This is a genomic window from Novosphingobium sp. BL-A-41-Hi4B-X5A, assembly GCF_055521705.1.
Map to the genome: position 1 here is coordinate 23,981 of NZ_JBVFVT010000003.1, position 16,270 is coordinate 40,250.

The 16,270-nt window shown below is 64.7% G+C and carries 19 protein-coding genes; 12 read left to right on the forward strand and 7 right to left on the reverse strand.

The genetic code is table 11. The features are described 5' to 3' along the window. Positions 1-98: 98 nt before the first annotated feature. Positions 99-275 carry a hypothetical protein gene (locus ACZ1JY_RS19805; RefSeq protein ID WP_313443268.1) on the forward strand — a complete coding sequence of 59 codons (177 nt, stop codon included), beginning with the start codon at positions 99-101 and terminating at the stop codon, positions 273-275. 263 nt (positions 276-538) lie between these two features. Then, positions 539-1,174: a response regulator transcription factor gene (locus ACZ1JY_RS19810; protein WP_007683376.1), complete on the forward strand. Its 636-nt coding sequence runs from the start codon at positions 539-541 to the stop codon at positions 1,172-1,174. 26 nt (positions 1,175-1,200) lie between these two features. Here the strand turns inward: ACZ1JY_RS19810 and cueR are convergent, their stop codons facing one another. From cueR to copC, 5 genes are all read right to left on the reverse strand, one after another. Further along, positions 1,201-1,599 carry a Cu(I)-responsive transcriptional regulator gene (cueR, locus tag ACZ1JY_RS19815; RefSeq protein WP_013039081.1) on the reverse strand — a complete coding sequence of 133 codons (399 nt, stop codon included), beginning with the start codon at positions 1,597-1,599 and terminating at the stop codon, positions 1,201-1,203. After that, positions 1,596-3,953, reverse strand: a complete 2,358-nt coding sequence (locus ACZ1JY_RS19820) for a heavy metal translocating P-type ATPase (RefSeq protein ID WP_465131591.1) — start codon at positions 3,951-3,953, stop codon at positions 1,596-1,598. The genes cueR and ACZ1JY_RS19820 overlap by 4 nt, the downstream gene beginning before the upstream one ends. A gap of 110 nt (positions 3,954-4,063) precedes the next feature. Then, on the reverse strand, positions 4,064-4,738 hold the full coding sequence (locus tag ACZ1JY_RS19825; RefSeq protein ID WP_013039083.1) for a class I SAM-dependent methyltransferase: 675 nt from the start codon (positions 4,736-4,738) through the stop codon (positions 4,064-4,066). 38 nt (positions 4,739-4,776) lie between these two features. Beyond that, positions 4,777-5,706, reverse strand: coding sequence for a copper homeostasis membrane protein CopD (gene copD, locus ACZ1JY_RS19830; RefSeq protein WP_072599037.1), 930 nt, complete (start codon positions 5,704-5,706; stop codon positions 4,777-4,779). Positions 5,707-5,710: 4 nt separating this feature from the next. Then, on the reverse strand, positions 5,711-6,091 hold the full coding sequence (gene copC / locus ACZ1JY_RS19835; RefSeq protein ID WP_013039085.1) for a copper homeostasis periplasmic binding protein CopC: 381 nt from the start codon (positions 6,089-6,091) through the stop codon (positions 5,711-5,713). A 132-nt stretch (positions 6,092-6,223) separates the two neighbouring features. Here copC and ACZ1JY_RS19840 point away from each other — a divergent pair, with 132 nt between their 5' ends. The 9 genes from ACZ1JY_RS19840 (at position 6,224) to ACZ1JY_RS19880 (ending at position 13,917) form a co-directional block, all read left to right on the forward strand. Further along, positions 6,224-6,496: a hypothetical protein gene (locus ACZ1JY_RS19840; RefSeq protein ID WP_013039086.1), complete on the forward strand. Its 273-nt coding sequence runs from the start codon at positions 6,224-6,226 to the stop codon at positions 6,494-6,496. Then, positions 6,496-6,936 (forward strand): periplasmic heavy metal sensor, encoded by a 441-nt coding sequence (locus tag ACZ1JY_RS19845; RefSeq protein WP_041386223.1) that lies wholly within the window; start codon positions 6,496-6,498, stop codon positions 6,934-6,936. The genes ACZ1JY_RS19840 and ACZ1JY_RS19845 overlap by 1 nt, the downstream gene beginning before the upstream one ends. Next, complete coding sequence (locus ACZ1JY_RS19850; RefSeq protein ID WP_013039088.1) at positions 6,933-7,499, forward strand: RNA polymerase sigma factor; 567 nt, start codon at positions 6,933-6,935, stop codon at positions 7,497-7,499. Before ACZ1JY_RS19845 ends, ACZ1JY_RS19850 begins: the two co-directional genes overlap by 4 nt. A gap of 66 nt (positions 7,500-7,565) precedes the next feature. Beyond that, positions 7,566-9,491 carry a copper resistance system multicopper oxidase gene (locus ACZ1JY_RS19855; RefSeq protein WP_013039089.1) on the forward strand — a complete coding sequence of 642 codons (1,926 nt, stop codon included), beginning with the start codon at positions 7,566-7,568 and terminating at the stop codon, positions 9,489-9,491. Then, the gene (locus tag ACZ1JY_RS19860) at positions 9,491-10,657 is read left to right on the forward strand and encodes a copper resistance protein B (RefSeq protein WP_013039090.1); all 1,167 of its coding nucleotides are present in this window, start codon (positions 9,491-9,493) and stop codon (positions 10,655-10,657) included. The genes ACZ1JY_RS19855 and ACZ1JY_RS19860 overlap by 1 nt, the downstream gene beginning before the upstream one ends. A 90-nt stretch (positions 10,658-10,747) precedes the next feature. Then, the gene (locus ACZ1JY_RS19865) at positions 10,748-11,221 is read left to right on the forward strand and encodes a DUF305 domain-containing protein (protein WP_013039091.1); all 474 of its coding nucleotides are present in this window, start codon (positions 10,748-10,750) and stop codon (positions 11,219-11,221) included. A 58-nt stretch (positions 11,222-11,279) separates the two neighbouring features. Further along, the gene (locus tag ACZ1JY_RS19870; protein WP_013039092.1) at positions 11,280-12,815 is read left to right on the forward strand and encodes a two-component system sensor histidine kinase NtrB; all 1,536 of its coding nucleotides are present in this window, start codon (positions 11,280-11,282) and stop codon (positions 12,813-12,815) included. After that, positions 12,805-13,428: a response regulator transcription factor gene (locus ACZ1JY_RS19875; protein WP_013039093.1), complete on the forward strand. Its 624-nt coding sequence runs from the start codon at positions 12,805-12,807 to the stop codon at positions 13,426-13,428. The genes ACZ1JY_RS19870 and ACZ1JY_RS19875 overlap by 11 nt, the downstream gene beginning before the upstream one ends. Before the next feature lie 81 nt (positions 13,429-13,509). Beyond that, positions 13,510-13,917, forward strand: a complete 408-nt coding sequence (locus ACZ1JY_RS19880) for a response regulator (protein WP_013039094.1) — start codon at positions 13,510-13,512, stop codon at positions 13,915-13,917. Positions 13,918-13,976: 59 nt separating this feature from the next. Here the strand turns inward: ACZ1JY_RS19880 and ACZ1JY_RS19885 are convergent, their stop codons facing one another. Beyond that, positions 13,977-14,945 carry a magnesium and cobalt transport protein CorA gene (locus ACZ1JY_RS19885; RefSeq protein ID WP_072599035.1) on the reverse strand — a complete coding sequence of 323 codons (969 nt, stop codon included), beginning with the start codon at positions 14,943-14,945 and terminating at the stop codon, positions 13,977-13,979. Here ACZ1JY_RS19885 and ACZ1JY_RS19890 point away from each other — a divergent pair. Then, positions 14,944-15,315, forward strand: a complete 372-nt coding sequence (locus ACZ1JY_RS19890) for a hypothetical protein (protein WP_030541630.1) — start codon at positions 14,944-14,946, stop codon at positions 15,313-15,315. The two genes, ACZ1JY_RS19885 and ACZ1JY_RS19890, sit on opposite strands and share 2 nt — an antisense overlap. 80 nt (positions 15,316-15,395) lie before the next feature. Here ACZ1JY_RS19890 and ACZ1JY_RS19895 read toward each other — a convergent pair whose 3' ends face one another. Continuing rightward, positions 15,396-16,226, reverse strand: coding sequence for an SDR family oxidoreductase (locus ACZ1JY_RS19895; RefSeq protein WP_021245217.1), 831 nt, complete (start codon positions 16,224-16,226; stop codon positions 15,396-15,398). Positions 16,227-16,270 lie beyond the last annotated feature (44 nt).

Below are 16,270 nucleotides of genomic sequence, written 5' to 3' on the forward strand. Positions count from 1 at the left end.
GCTGTGCGCGTCCTCATCCATTGACCCTAAACGAGTCCGAACCAATCTCCTGAGATCTCCCTTTCGGAGAAAATCGCGGCAGGGAAGGAGGATATGTCGTGTCGCACACACGCTCGTTCATCGATCCCCTCGACGTTGCTGGGCACCTGAAGCTTGAGCCCGAAGTAAAGCGCGCCACCCTGCTATCCTGGGCGTCCGATCGCGCAGCCGTCAAGGGCCAACCCGCCCCCCTCGCCCGCCGGGCGCCAGTAACCCGCTGCCGGTCGACGATGTGATGGAAGCGTAGCGATGGCTCGATCGCGCCGAGGGCGGCGCGGGCAACTCGCATGCATCGTCCGGAGCAGAGACCCGGCAATGAGCCGCAGCGACCGCGGCATTGGTGTGAGCGGAGTAGCCGAACCCTCACAGTTTCGCTGTCCTTCGCCGTTTTGCCTCGCCAAATTTTTACTCTTGACCTGGGACCATAGTCCAACGTGCAGAGAAGTATCCCTTGAAGCGCTGCCCTCGCGGCACTGCGTATTGATCGATCTCGGGGGCTATGGGGAACAAGCGCGTCGTGCATATCGTCGATGACGAAGAGACAATACGAAAAGCACTAAGTTTCACGTTGCGGACCGCAGGGTTTGCCGTAGAAGCCTACGCTTCGGGGCCGGAGTTTCTGTTGAGCGCAGAGGACGCCGAGAAAGGCTGCGTGGTTCTCGACATGCACATGCCCGACATGGACGGCCTGCAGGTTCAGGCGGAGCTGACGCGACGCGGTATCGACATGCCCGTCGTGGTGCTGACGGGCAATGGCGATCCTACGCTCGCCGTACAGGCGATGAAGGCGGGCGCTGCCGACTTTCTCGCCAAACCGGTCGAGAAGGCCGCATTGCTCGGCGCGATCGACCGCGGCTTCAGCTGGCTTGAGAGTATAGCCCGTCGTGCCTCCGAACAGGCCGACGCTCTTTCGAAAGCCGCGAGACTGACGCAGCGCGAACGGGCCGTTCTGAGAGGAATTTCGCGAGGCTATCCAAATAGCCTTATCGCAGATGAACTCGGCGTCACGTCGCGCACGGTCGAGCTGCATCGGGCCAGTCTGATGATCAAACTCAACGCGCAAAGCCTGCCCGACCTGTTGCGGATCGCTTTCGCCGTCGACCTGCACGAATCGACCGAAAACGGGCACCCCTAAAATTCTCGGCCGTGCGATGCCGGATGCTATGCGGATCGGGCCGCGGCCAGTTCGGCGATGATCGGACAATCCGGCCGCTCGTCGCCTTGGCAGCGCTCGGCCAGGTCGATTAGCGTGTCGCGCAGCGCCGTCAACGCCTCGGCTTTGCGCTGAAACTCATCGGCGCGGGCAAGGGCAAGCCGCTTCACCTCCGCGCTGGCACGGCCGGTATCGGCCCAAAGGCCGAGCAAGGTGCGGATCTCCTCGATCGGGAAACCGAGATCACGCGCATTGGCGATGAACCGCAGGCGATGGAGATCGCGCTCGCCATAGTCGCGATAGCCCGCACCCCGGCGCGGCGGCGCCGGGATGAGGCCGATCTTCTCATAATGGCGGATCATCCGCTCCGAGACGCCGCTCTGCCGCGACGTCTCGCCGATGTTCACAGCGCTTTCCGGTTGAGGCGCAGCGCGTTGGTCACCACGCTGACCGAGGAGAGCGCCATGGCGGCGGCGGCGATGATCGGCGAGAGCAGGATGCCGAACAGCGGATAGAGTGCGCCCGCCGCGACCGGCACGCCCGCGACATTGTAGATGAAGGCGAATACGAGGTTCTGGCGGATGTTCGACATGGTCGCCTGGCTGAGCCGCCGCGCCCGCACGATGCCCATCAGATCACCCTTGAGCAGGGTCACCCCCGCGCTCTCGATGGCGACGTCGGTGCCCGAGCCCATGGCGATGCCGACATCGGCGGCGGCTAGCGCGGGGGCGTCGTTGACACCATCGCCGGCCATGGCGACCACCCGTCCCTCGCGCTTGAACTTGGCGACCACGGCGCTCTTCTGATCGGGCAGCACCTCGGCCTCGACCTCGTCGATGCCCAGGCGCCGGGCGACCGCTTCCGCCGTGGTGCGGTTGTCGCCGGTCAGCATGACCACGCGAATGCCCTCCGCCTTGAGCGCGGCGAGCGCTTCGGGCGTCGTGGCCTTCACCGGGTCGGCGATCGCGAAGGCGCCGCCGACCGTGCCGTCGACGCCGATGAAGATCGCGGTGGCGCCATCCCGGCGCAGTGCATCGGCCTGGCTGGCGAGCGCCTCGGTCGCAACCCCTTCGTCGGCAAGGAACCGGGCATTGCCGAGGACGATGCGCCGCCCTTCGACCGTGCCGAGTGCGCCGCGCCCGGTCGGCGAGTCGAAGTCGATGACGTCGCTCGTGGCGATGCCGCGATCCTTCGCGGCCTCGACGATTGCCAGCGCGAGCGGATGCTCGGAGGCCCGCTCGACCGAGGCGGCAAGCCGCAGCAGTTCGGCTTCGTCGAAGCCGGGCGCCGGCACGATCTGGGTGACGGCAGGCCGGCCTTCGGTTAGCGTGCCTGTCTTGTCGACGACGAGCGTGTCGACCTTTTCCATATGCTCGAGCGCTTCGGCGTTCTTGATAAGGACGCCGAGCCCGGCGCCGCGGCCGACGCCGACCATGATCGACATCGGCGTTGCGAGACCCAACGCGCAAGGACAAGCGATGATTAGCACGGCGACCGCCGCCACCAGCCCGTAGGCGAAGCGCGGCTCTGGGCCCCAGATACCCCAGGCGATGAACGCGACCACCGCAACCGCGATGACCACCGGCACGAACCAGCCCGACACCTGATCGGCCATGCGCTGGATCGGCGCGCGCGAGCGCTGCGCCTCGGCGACCATCTGGACGATCCGCGCGAGCATGGTGTCGCGTCCGACCTTGTCGGCGACGATCACCAGCGCTCCGGTCTGGTTGAGCGTGCCGCCGATCACCGTGTCGGCCTTGGCCTTGGTGACGGGCATGGACTCACCGGTGACCATCGACTCGTCGAGCGAGGAGCGGCCGTCCTCGACCACGCCGTCGACCGGCACCTTCTCGCCGGGCCGCACGCGCAGGCGGTCGCCGACCGCGACCAGATCGAGGCTGATTTCCTCTTCGTTGCCATCGGAACCGATGCGGCGCGCGGTCTTTGGCGCGAGATTTAGCAGCGCCTTGATCGCGCCTGAGGTCCGCTCGCGCGCGCGCAGTTCGAGCACCTGGCCGAGCAGCACGAGGACAGTGATCACCGCCGCCGCCTCGAAATAGACCGCGACCATGCCGTCTTCACCGCGGAAGGCCGGCGGGAACACCTGAGGCGCGAGCGTCGCGACGACGCTGTAGATCCACGCGACTCCGGTGCCCATCGCGATCAGGGTGAACATGTTGAGGTTGCGGGTCTTGAGCGAAGCCCAGCCACGCTCGAAGAAGGGCCAGCCCGCCCAGAGCACGACGGGTGTCGCCAACACGGACTGGATCCATACCGAGATCGACATCGGCACGAGGCGATGGATCACGGGAAAGAGATGCGCGCCCATTTCGAGGATCAGCACCGGGAGAGCCAGCACCAGGCCGACCCAGAAGCGGCGCGTGAAATCGACCAGTTCGTGGCTGGGACCGCTGTCGGCGGTCACGGTCGCGGGTTCGAGCGCCATGCCGCAAATCGGACAGGACCCGGGATGGTCCTGCCGAATCTCGGGATGCATAGGGCAGGTCCAGATCGTGCCTTCTGGCACCGCGACTGGCGGTGCCGGCGGGCCGAGATAGCGCTCGGGATCGGCGATGAATTTTGCCCGGCAGCCCGCGCTGCAGAAATGATAGCTTTCACCGCCATGCTCGGCATGGTGCGCAGTGATCGCAGGATCGACGGTCATGCCGCAGACCGGGTCCTTGACGCCAGCCGCTGGTTTCGCAGCGCCGTGGCTGCCGCAGCAACCGCCGCCATGCGCCGCTCCATGTGTCTCGTTCATCGCCTTGCTCCTTTCGACGCCTGACAATCTAAGGTCTGACACCATGTCAGGGTCAATACGTAATCACCTAAGGATTGCCCAAAGCGTCAAAATCTCCTGGCCCTGGGAAATCAGCCGAGATCGTTTGCGACGGCTCGGCTCAGAATCGATGCCGGACGGCTCGCGGTGAACAGTTGGATCGCCCCGGTGATCGTCGAGATCTTGAACGGTTCGGCAATATGCTCGAAACCTGCCAGCGCGATCAATCTCGGGAGAACGCCTTCGGCGTTGGGTTGGGTATCGCTGACGCCGTCGAGACGCTGAACGGTTAGCCGAAAGGCCAAGCGCATGAATCCGCGCTGGCGACCATAATCGGCAATGACTAGGCGACCACCGGGGCGAAGGATCGCGTACATGGCGCGAAGGGTGGCCGCCTTCATGTCCAGCGGCATCTGATGAAGTACAAGGCTCGATACGACGGCATCTGCACTCTGTTCGGGCAGATCCGTCGCGAAGCCTTGGCGCCAGTCGACATCGGCAACCATCGCTGCGGCCTTGCGTCGGGCGATGTCGAGCGCCTCCGCATCGGGATCGAGACCAATCACGCGCGCGCTGGGTTCGTCGCGCTTGAGCAGCAAGGCGAAGCTGCCCGTACCACAGCCTATATCAACGATCGTCTCGCCGCCTCTCGGCGCGAGCGCGGCGAGCATCGCCTCGCGCCACCGCCGTTCCCGCGTCCAAAGCCGGATCGCGCGGTCATAATCCTGAGTGGACCCGTTTCCGAGCGGCGGTGTGTACGGCTGCATGGCAGTGGCTCCGACCTCCTTCCGCCCCTCAAGCGCGACTACATGGACATGGGCGGGGACAAGGTACCCAGCCAGGCGACAAGCGCGAGAATGATGATCGCAAGACCGCCTTCCACCACAAGGCTGCCGCGCAATAGCGTCATCGCCCGTGGTGCGTCCTCCTGCTCGATGGCGAGACTAAGCGAGGGGGTCAGGCGATAGCGGTTGAGTGCGGCCAAGCCCAACATGCCGGCGAACAGCACAAGTTTGGCGGTGAGCAGCAGCCCCCAGCTCGATTGCCACAGCCCCGCGATATGCTCGGAACCCACCAGAAAGAGAGTGTTGACGGTCCCGGTGACGACAAGCAATCCGACAATCACCGTCCCAACCATCGAAAAGCCGCGAAGCGCTTGCTCGGTCAGCAACACCCGCGCCAAGCCATCAGTGTCAACGTTGGGAATGACGAGCGCAAGGAAAGCGGCGATCGCGCCGACCCACGCGCCGGCCGCAAGAAGGTGTACGAGATCGGACGCCAGCTGCTGCCAGCCGGCACTGCCCTCTCCGGCCGCGCCATGGCCCGACCAGGCCAGTGTCCCGAGCGCGATAGCGCCTGCGAGTGTCGAGGTCATGACGCAGACGCGCGGCTTTCGGCCATAGAGCGCCGCGCACGGCAATAGGATGACCAGCGCCGCCAGACGCACCTTGAGCGCGGTGCCCAGCGCGGTGTCGTTGAGCAGATCACTCACCAACTGAAGATCCGGCCGGGTTAGCGGAAGGCCGGTCATAGCCGAGGCCTGGACAAGAAATCCCAGCACCGACAGCAACAGTCCCAGCAGTACGAGAAGGACGATCATCGGCCCCAAAGGCAGATACGACCGGACCGTCCGGCCGCCGCCGAGCGCATAGAGCGCGAACAGCGGCAGCCCGAACAGCAGGCCGAGATCAACGTAAAGCGCCCAGCGGATCGCGATGACCCCGATCTCGCTCATCGCCTTACTTCACTGTGAAGGCAAGGTTGCCCTGGATCCGATGCGTGTCGGTCGACACGACGTGCCAGGCAACCTGATAGGTGCCGGCCGACAGCGGGCGCGCCAAGGTCAGCACGAGCGTCTTGTTGTCGCCCTCGACAGAGGTCTTGAAGCCGGTCACCGCCATGCGATGGTTGGGCATGCCGGGCATACCGGTCATCACGATCTCGGCACCCGACAGCCTGGGCATCAGACCTTCGCTGAACGTAAGCGTAATGCGCGAGGGCGCCGAGACGCTGGCATTGGCGGCCGGAGCCGAGGATACAAGCTTGGGATGGGCATAGGCCGGAGCCGAAACACTCAGGCCTACGATGGCGATAGCTGCGAGAGGCGAAAAGAAACGCATTGGAACATTCTCCTGTGGATCCCATGAGACAATACGCAGCCCGAGCCCCCACCCCTCGCAATTACATTTTTTATCTACAGCAAGGGTTCCTGGACCAGGATGCGTATTGAAGAATGAAGACGGAGAAGCATCATGGATGAACTTGACCACCTGCTCTCGCGGTTGCGCGATGCGCCTCTCGATCCCAGGCTCGGCGGTCTGGAAAGCCGGGTCATGGCGGAAATAGCGCGCATCCAGGCCATACCGCGCCTTGGCGCAACGACATTCGGCATCGCGGCCGCAACCGCGCTGTTCATCGGAATTGCCGGCTCGGCGGTTCCGACGCAGTCTGCCGATCCGAACCCGATATCGCCCTTCGATGCCCGGCTCGCGCTTGCGCCCTCGACGCTACTGAGCTCGCAATGATGCGCGACCGCCGCCGGCTCCTGCTCCTCGTCCTGTTGACCTTCGCCGCGGCGATCGCTGGCGTTGTCATCGGCCGCGTCTATGTGGTTCCAGTGCGCCCGGTCGAAAATGAGCTGCACGAGCTGCTCCATCGCGATCTGAAGCTGGATTCCGCGCAACACAGCCGGCTCGAGACAATCGAGAAGAACTACGCCATACGGCGTCAAGCGCTGGAGGCCGAACTGCGCGCCGACAATGCGCGCCTCGCGGAGGCGATCGAAGCGGAGCATGGCTATGGCCCGCAAGTCGCAGCGGCGGTGGATCGCTCGCACCAGGCCATGGGCGCCCTGCAGAAGGAAACGCTCGAGCACATCTTCGCAATGCGGGCCGTGCTGCGTCCCGATCAGACCGAGAAGTTCGACGACGCCGTCGTGAAAGCGCTGACGGCCAAGTCCAAATGACCGCGAGCCTCCCCGACTGCTCGGACGGGGAGCTTGCGGCTTTGGCGCTTGGCGGGCGGCAAGCGGCTTATGGCGAACTGGTCCGGCGGCATCAAGGTTGGGTTCACCGGCTCGTGCGCAGCCATGTCGGATCTATGGATGAGGCCTTAGATGTCACCCAGGCGAGCTTCGTCGCGGCCTTTGCCGCACTCAACCGCTATGACGTAACCCGACCCTTCCAGGTCTGGATGTCCCGGATCGTCATCAACAAATGCCATGACTGGCGGCGCCGGCGCGCGGTCCGAAACTTCTTCTCCATGGCCCTGCCGCTGGGCGAGGCGGATGACGTCGCCGATGAGGCGCCGCTACCCGACCAGGCAATCGGCGCCGAGCAGCAGCTGGCAGAGGCGATGAAGGCGATCGCCGCCCTGCCCGCCTCTCTCAAGGACACGCTCATCCTGCGGACGATCGACGAGAAATCGGAAGCCGAAACCGCCGAGATTCTCGGCATCAGCCAGAAGGCAGTCGAGACTCGCCTCTACCGCGCCCGCGCACGCCTCGCAGAAATGTTGAAGAAAGTTTGAGGGGGATGAGGCCACGCTGCGTATTTCCAATAGGTCCGCCCTCTTTCTTAAAGCTGAGACAACCGAATGATTTCTGCTCTCGACCGCCGCCAGTTCCTCCGCGGCGCGGCCCTCGCCGGCGGCGGCGCAGCATTGTCAGCCTGGCTGCCGGCCTGGGCGCAGACGATCTCGCCGGGGATGCGACCGACGCTGCCGACCGTGTCGGGCGAAGACATTACGCTCACCATCGCCCGGCAGTCGATGACCATCGACGGGCGCAAGTTCCGGGCAATCGGCCTCAACGGCACGGTCCCTGCCCCGCTGATCCGGCTGCGCGAGGGCCAGCGCGTGCGGCTCAACGTCATCAATCAGCTGGAGGAGGACAGCTCGATCCACTGGCACGGGCTGATCCTGCCGGCCAATATGGACGGTGTGCCGGGCGTGTCTTTTCCGGGCATCAAGCCGGGCTCGAACTACCTCTACCAGTTCTCCGTCGTGCAAAGCGGCACCTACTGGTATCACAGCCATTCGGGCCTGCAGGAACAGGAAGGCCATTACGGCCCGATCATCATCGATCCCGCCGGTGCCGATCCGGTCGCCTATGACCGCGAGCATGTCATCGTGCTCGCCGATCACAGCGCGCTCTCGCCGCAGGCGATCTTCCGGCGCCTCAAGGTCAACCCCGGCCATTTCAATTTCCAGCGCCAGACCCTGGCCGGGCTCCTGTCGGGCAAGGATCAGCCGCTCAAGGACCGGCTCGACTGGGGCCAGATGCGGATGGACCCGGCCGACATCTCCGACGTCACCGGATCGACCTACACCTATCTCGTCAACGGCCATGGTCCGATGGACAACTGGACCGCGCTCTTCACACCGGGCGAGCGTGTGCGGCTGCGCGTCATCAATGCGTCGGCGATGACCACCTTCAACGTCCGCATACCCGGCCTGCCGCTCAGCATCGTCCAGGCCGACGGGCAGAATGTGATGCCGGTCACCGTCGACGAGTTCCAAATCGGTGTCGCCGAGACCTACGACGTCATCGTGACGCCCGCTGAGGACAAGGCCTACACCCTTGTCGGCGAGGCGATCGACCGCTCGGGCATGGCGCGTGCTACGCTCGCGCCGCGCGCCGGTATGGCCGGCGAGGTGCCGCCGCTGCGCAAGCGGCCGCTTGCCGACATGAAGGACATGGGCATGGACATGTCCTCGATGCCGGGCATGGAAGGCATGGACATGTCGGGCGGCGCTATGCGGGGCGTCGATCCGACGGCCGAGAAGAACGCGTCCGCGCGCCTCGCGACCGGCGCGGCGGCAGCGATGGCGACCATGGACAATAGCGCCATGGCAGGCATGGATCATTCGGGGATGGATCATTCCGCGATGAGCGGGATGGACCACGGCGCGATGGGCGCCGATGGCCAGATGGCGGGCATGGACCATGGCGGGCACGCGATGGACTCGATGAAGATGCGAGACTTCTCGAACGCGCCGCAGGTGAAGCGCGACCCGAGCGTCCAGACCATCTCGCCGATGCCCGTCGACCGCACCGGCGAGCCCGGCCAGGGCCTCGCCGACGTCGGCCACAAGGTGCTTGTCTACAGGGACCTGATGGCGCTCGATCGCAATCCGGACGTGCGCGCGCCGAGCCGCAGCATCGACATTCACCTCACCGGCAACATGGAGCGGTTCATGTGGTCGTTCGACGGCGAAAAAATGTCGGACCATCACGAGCCGATCCCCTTCATCGAAGGCGAGCGGGTGCGCGTCAATCTCATCAACGACACGATGATGGGGCATCCGATCCATATTCACGGGCATTTTTTCGAGCTGGTGACTGGGCATGGCGATCATGCGCCACGCAAGCATACGGTAATCGTCCAGCCCGGCGGCAAGGTGACCTGGGACTTCACCGCCGACGCGGTCGGCGACTGGGCCTTCCACTGTCATCTCCTCTACCACATGCATGCCGGGATGATGCGGGTCGTGAGCGTCCGTCCGAAGGGAGACGCGTAATGATCCGCATCCTCACGCCGCTGGTGAGCGCGATCGCCCTTTTCGCTGCCGCGCCCGCCTTTGCCCAGGATCATTCAATGCACGGCATGCCCGGCATGGCGCCGCCGGGCGAGGTGCCGCCGGCGCAGGAGAAGAAGAAGGACAAGGCCACCGCCAGGCCGCGCGCTCAGACACCAGCGCCAGACGCCACCTCGGCGATGGACCATTCGCAGCACCAGGCCAGTCCTGCGCCGCAGGGAGATGCGGCCGGTCAGCCGCAACCCGCGTCTCCCGCGATGCCGGACATGCCGGGCATGGACCACTCCCAGCATCAGGACGGCGCGATGCCGGACATGCCCGGGATGGACCATTCGCAGCATGGCCAGACCGCCACGCCCGGAACCTCCGCCATGCCCGGCATGCAAATGACCGGCACGGCGCTTCCGGCCGGCAATGCGCCCCCGCCGCCTCCCCCCAGCGACCACTTCGCCGATCATGATTTTCCCGGCGCCGAGATGGCGCGCTCACGCGACATCATGATGAAGGACAGCGGCGGCAACAATTTCGGGCAGATGCTGCTCAACCTGTTCGAGTATCAAGCGCATAGCGGTCGCGATGGCTATCGCTGGGATGGCGAAGGCTTTTACGGCGGCGATATCAACCGGCTTTGGCTCAAGAGCGAGGGCGAAGGCGAGTTCGGCCGCGGCATCGACAGCGCGGAGGTGCAGGTGCTCTACAGCCGGGCCATCGACCCCTATTTCAATCTTCAGGGCGGTATCCGCCAGGACTTCGGCCGCGGGCCCGACCGCACTTACGCGACGGTCGGCGTCGAGGGCCTGGCTCCTGGCATGTTCGAGGTCGAAGGCGCGCTGTTCCTCTCGACCAAGGGCGATGTTCTGGGCCGGGTCGAGGGCTATTACGACCAGCGCATTACCCAGCGCCTGATCTTGCAGCCGCGCGCCGAGGTCAATTTCGCCGCGCAGGATATTCCGGAGAACGACATCGGTTCGGGGCTGGTCAACATAGAGCTCGGCGCGCGCCTGCGCTATGAGTTCAGCCGCCAGTTCGCACCCTATATCGGCGTCTCCTATCTGCGCAAAGCCGGCGACACGGCGCGGCTGTCGAGGCTTGCCGGCGAGGACGTCCATGCGACCAGCTTCGTCGCCGGCGTTCGCTTCTGGTTTTAGCATCAGGACGGCTGATGGCGGGGGCGAACAGGAGAGCGGGGCGTTACACTCATACCAAGGTCGGCCGGCGCCGAGCGAAGGAGATACGCCATGGACCATTCGTCCCACATGAACACCCGGAAGATGGGCGCCTATTGGAGCCTTGCCGTTCAGACCGTCATCAGCGGCGTCATCATGTATCTGGTGATGTTCGTCATGATCGACGGGCTCGACAGCTTCTACAACAACCTCAACATGCTCTACATGACGCTGATGATGGTCGCACCGATGGTAGTGCTGATGATCCTCGCCATGCGGCACATGTTTGCGTCGAAGGCCGCCAACATCGCGCTGATCGCCGCCTCGCTGGTCGCCTTCTTCGGCAGCTTCGCGCTTATCCGCACCCAGACCACGATCGGCGACACGGCCTTTCTGCGCTCGATGATCCCGCACCATTCCGGGGCGATCCTGATGTGCCAGGAAGCAAAGCTCAGCGATCCGGAAGTCATCCGGCTCTGCGAATCGATCAAGCGCTCGCAGCGGCAGGAAATCGACGAGATGAAGGCCATTCTCGCGCGGCGCTGAGCGGCTCGGTCGGGCTACGCCCGGATACGCGCGCCCGGCCAGGCATGTGAGCCGGCCGATGGTCGACACGAGGCGCGGGGCGGACGAGATTGCAAGCGACGTAGCGCGGCTTGCGCCGCTGTTCCTGCGACAGGCTGGCGGCCACGTCCTGACGCTGCTCGATCCTTCCGGGATCGTGCTGAGCTATAATGAAGAAGGCGAGCGTGCCGAATGCTGGCCGCTCGATCGCGTCCTGGGACAGCCCCACGACCTGTTCTACCCGCCCGACGAGATTGCGGCGGGGCGTCCAGGCGCAGACCTGGCGGCCGCCCTTCACGAGGGCACGCTGGAGCGCGAAGCGTGGCGGGTCTGCGAGAACGGCGCGGAATATCTGGCGCGCCTGACGATCACCGCACTGTTCGAAGGCGACACACATCGCGGCTTCGCCTGCATCAGCCGCGATGTCACCGACGAGGCGGCGGTCCGCGCATCGATCGAGACCCGCGAGCAGCATCTGCAATCGATTCTGGCGACGGTGCCGGATGCGATGATCATCATCGACGAGACCGGCGCCATCACGTCGTTCAGCGCAGCGGCACAACGCCTGTTCGGCTACAGCGAAGCCGAGCTCGTCGGCCGCAACGTCTCCTGCCTTATGCCCCAGCCCGATCGCGACCGTCACGACGAATATCTCGCGCATTATCTGCAGACCGGCGAGCGCCGGATCATCGGCCTCGGTCGCGTCGTGGTCGGCCAGCGCCGCGACGGCTCAACCTTCCCGATGCAGCTGTCGGTCGGCGAGGCCGGTGAAGACGGGCAGCGGTTGTTCACCGGCTTTATCCGGGATCTCACCGCCAAGGAGCAGGATGAGCTCAGGCTCAAGGAACTGCAGGCAGAGCTGGTCCATGTCTCTCGGCTGAGCGCGATGGGCACGATGGCCTCGACGCTCGCGCATGAGCTCAACCAGCCGCTTGCCGCGGTCGCGCTCTATCTCGAGACGATCCGCGACATGCTCGACGAGCGGGACGACGAACCCTTCGTGTCGCTACGGTCGGTGATGGATGATGCGGCACAGGAAACGCTGCGGGCCGGCCATATCGTCCGGCGCCTGCGCGATTTCGTCGCCCGCGGCGAGGTCGACAAGAGCCTCCACGAGCTGCCGCAGGTCATCGCCGAGGCGAGCCAGCTCGCGCTGGTCGGTGCACGCGAGCGCGGCATCCGCAGCTTCTTTGCGGTCGATCCCGCCGCGACGCCGGTCCTCGTCGACAGGGTGCAGATCCAGCAGGTGCTGGTCAACCTGATGCGCAATGCCATCGAGGCGATGGCGGAGTGTCCGGTTCGCGACCTCAAGGTGGCGACCAGGTTGCGCCCTGACGGGCTGATCGAGGTGACCGTGGAGGATACCGGTCCCGGCATCGCGGACGGAATCCGCGAGCAGCTCTTCACGGCGTTCAACTCGACAAAGGCCGACGGCATGGGCCTCGGCCTCTCGATCTGCCGGACCATCATCGAAGCGCATGGCGGCCGTATCTGGATGGAGCGCCCCGACCGCGGCGGCACCCGCTTTCATTTTACCTTGATCCATGCGCGGGCGGAGGAGGAACATGGGGGATAGACGCGTCATCCATCTGGTCGACGACGAGGAGAGCATCCGCAAGGCGGCGAGCTTTGCGCTCAAGACCGCGGGCTACGACGTCGTGACCTATGCCTCGGGCGTGGAGTTTCTCAAGGAGGCGAAGTCGGCGGCCGTCGGCTGCGTCATCCTTGACGTGCGCATGCCCGAGATGGACGGTCTCGAGGTTCAGGCCGCCATGGCAGCACGCGGGGTCAACATGCCGGTCATCGTCCTGACCGGCCATGGCGACGTGTCGGTTGCGGTGCAGGCCATGAAAGGCGGCGCGGTCGACTTTCTCGAGAAGCCCTTCGAGAAAGCGGCCCTGCTCGGCGCCGTCAGCCGCGCGTTCGCACGTCTCGACGATGTCGACCTTCGTACCCTGGAAACGTCCGAAGCAGGGGTGCGGGTCGCTGCACTGACGCCCCGGGAGCGGGAAGTGCTCGAAAGGCTGGCGAACGGCCTGCCCAACAAGACGATCGCCTATGACCTGGGCTGTTCATCGCGAACGGTCGAGGTCCATCGCGCGAGCCTGATGGCCAAGCTCGAGGTCCGCAATTTGTCCGAAGCCCTGCGGATCGCCTTTGCCGCGGGCATGGGCCGCAAGCCGAAGTGACTGCGACCTCTACGTAGCGACGGGACGGGGCGCGATATGCGATCGATGGTGCAATCGTCACACGGGTGTCCGCTTCTCGCAATGCCATCGGTCCGTTCCACCCAGCATGATGGCAGATACACCATCCTCGTTTCCGACGACGATCCCGGCGTGCGGCGTGGCCTCCAGCTGCTGCTGAGATCGCGCGGCTATGCTGTGTGGGGATATACCACCGGCCACGCGCTGTTGGCCGACCCGCGCGCGAAGGAAGCAGACTGCGTCATCCTCGACTATCGCATGCCCGACATCGACGGATTCGCGATGCTGCGTCACCTTCGCGAGATCGGATGGTCGGGACGCGCCATCATGATCTCAGGCTTTCACGACACGCTGCTGGCCTCGCGGGCCGCCGAGGCGGGCTTCGATCACGTTCTCGCAAAGCCTTTGATCGGCAGGGCTTTGCTCGATGCGTTGGACCGGCACCGCGCCGAGACGCTTCGAAAGCATTGAGTTATGGCGGCCTGCCCCAGCGGCCTCAGCCCGCGCGATGTGGAAAGCGGTCAGCGACGTCAAAGCCAGTGGCTGCGTTTGAACCGGATGTAGAGTCCGATGCAGACCGCAGCGATGACGCCGAGGATGACGAAATATCCCCATTGCGTCTTCAGTTCGGGCATATTCTCGAAATTCATGCCGTAGATTCCGGCAATCGCGGTAGGCACCGCGAGGATCGCGGCCCAGGCGGCAAGCTGACGCGTGATCGCACCCTGGCGCTGCTGTTCGAGCAGGTGACTCGCCTCGAACACCGAGATCAGGATGTCGCGGATGCCGGTGATGGCGCTCTCAACCCTGAGCATGTGATCGAGCAAATCACGGAAATAGGGTTTGGAGGCCTCATCAAGCCGCGGAAGCTGCAGGTTCACCAGCTTGCGACCGACCTCGAGCATGGGTCCGAGCACGCGTTGGAAGCGGACGAGCTCACGCCGCAGCGTGAAAATCCGGGTCACCTCCTCGCGGGTGAGAAAGGCTGCAAGCATGCGCTGCTCCATCTTGAGGACGTCCTCCTCGATCGCCTCGACGATCGGGAAATAGCCATCGACGATGAAGTCCAGAATGGCATGGAGCACATAGTCCGGGCCCTCGCGCAGCAGCTCGGGCGTGATTTCGAGATGCGCGCGAAGCTCGCTGTGCGAACGTGCCGAACCCTGCCGAACGGTGATCAGGAAACTCTTGCCCAGGAAAATCGCGGTGGAGCCGTAGGCGATATGATCGCCTTCAAGATGTGCCGTCCTGGCGACGATGCACAACTGGTCACCGTAGACGTCGAGCTTGGAAATCTGGTGGCCGTTGCCGGCATCTTCCACGGCAAGCGGGTGAAGGCCGTAATTTCCGGCGATGTCGGCAAGTTCTGTCTCGGTGGGCTGGGAGAGGCCGATCCACACAAAGTCATCCTTGGCGATATGCTCGCACGCCGGATCGATCAGGGTCACCGGCCGTAGCCGTTTGCCCTCGTGATAAAGAAAGGCGGCGACGACGCTCATGGCACTTTCCGGTGCCGCCACTGCGGCGGCGACCGGAAGCCGTGTGCCTGGCCCATTGAGACGCGCGCACGAGCAGACGCGCCTCATTCTTCAAGCCCAGTCGCAGGAAGAAGAAAGCGGCGCGCAGCAATTCGAGCGAGAGCTTGTAGAAAAAGCGGCGGAGCGTTGGGTTTCGCAGAAGGCCGCTCCCGTTCATGACGCGCGTGGCTGGGCGGCGCGCTGCCAAATCAAGGGCACGCAGACTGCGAAGGTCCGCGCACCCTTGATTGGCGACCGCGAGGGCTTCGTCCTCTCTTGCGATGGTACCAAGCGATTGCCCGTTTGGCGCTTCGGCAATCGTGTCGGATGGCTATACCTAAGTATCGGATAGCGGCGCTGACGACAGGGGTTGCCGGGCCCCGGTGAGGCGCATCGCACCGCGCGGAGACGAAAGCTGGAAGACGGGAAAGCTCAACTGTCGAAAGCGACCGAGCGCGCGAGCGCTTCCTGGGACTGCAGAAAGGCGAGCCGCGATTGCAGCGCCGCCTGGACAACGCCGAAAGCGTCACCCCCCAGAGTCACGCGCAGCGGCGGATGGTCGCTGGTTGCGACATCGACGATCGCTTGCGCGATCTTTTGCGGGTCGAGCGTGTAGAGCTCGTTTCCGGCGGTCTCGAACATCTTGCGGATATCGCCGGCGGGCGTATCGCGATAGGCGGCGATCTCGCTGGCGAATTGCAGGTTGTGGCTGAAGCTGGTGCGCGCGCCACCCGGCTCGATCAGCGTCACGAACAGGTTGAAGGGTTCAAGCTCCTGGCGGAGGCATTCGCTGAAGCCCTCCAGGCCCCATTTGGCCGCATGATAGAGACTGCTCGTCGGAAGCGAGCCCTGACCGCTGGCGCTGGAGATCTGGATGATCCGGCCGCTCCCGCGCAGGCGCATCGCGGGGACAAAGGCGCGGGTGATGTGGATGGGCGCCATGAGATTGAGCGCGATCTGGCCTTCGACCTCGGCGTCCGACATCTCTTCGGTGGCGCCGATCACGCCGCCGCCGGCGTTGTTGACCAGAATATCGACGGGTCGACGCGCCTGCGCCCGGGCCACGACCGCAGCAATATCGTCCTTGACCGTGACGTCGAGCGCTTCGACGCGCAGCTGGCTCGGATATTTCGCCGCAAGGTCGTCGAGGCTTTCGGGCCTGCGAGCCGTCGCGGTAAGGTCGTCGCCCGCGGCCAGGATCAGTTCGGCCAGATGGCGGCCAATGCCGCTGGACGCGCCCGTGAGAAACCAGTGATTGGACATATGCTGCTCCATATATTACCAACTGGTAGGTAACTTCATATGTG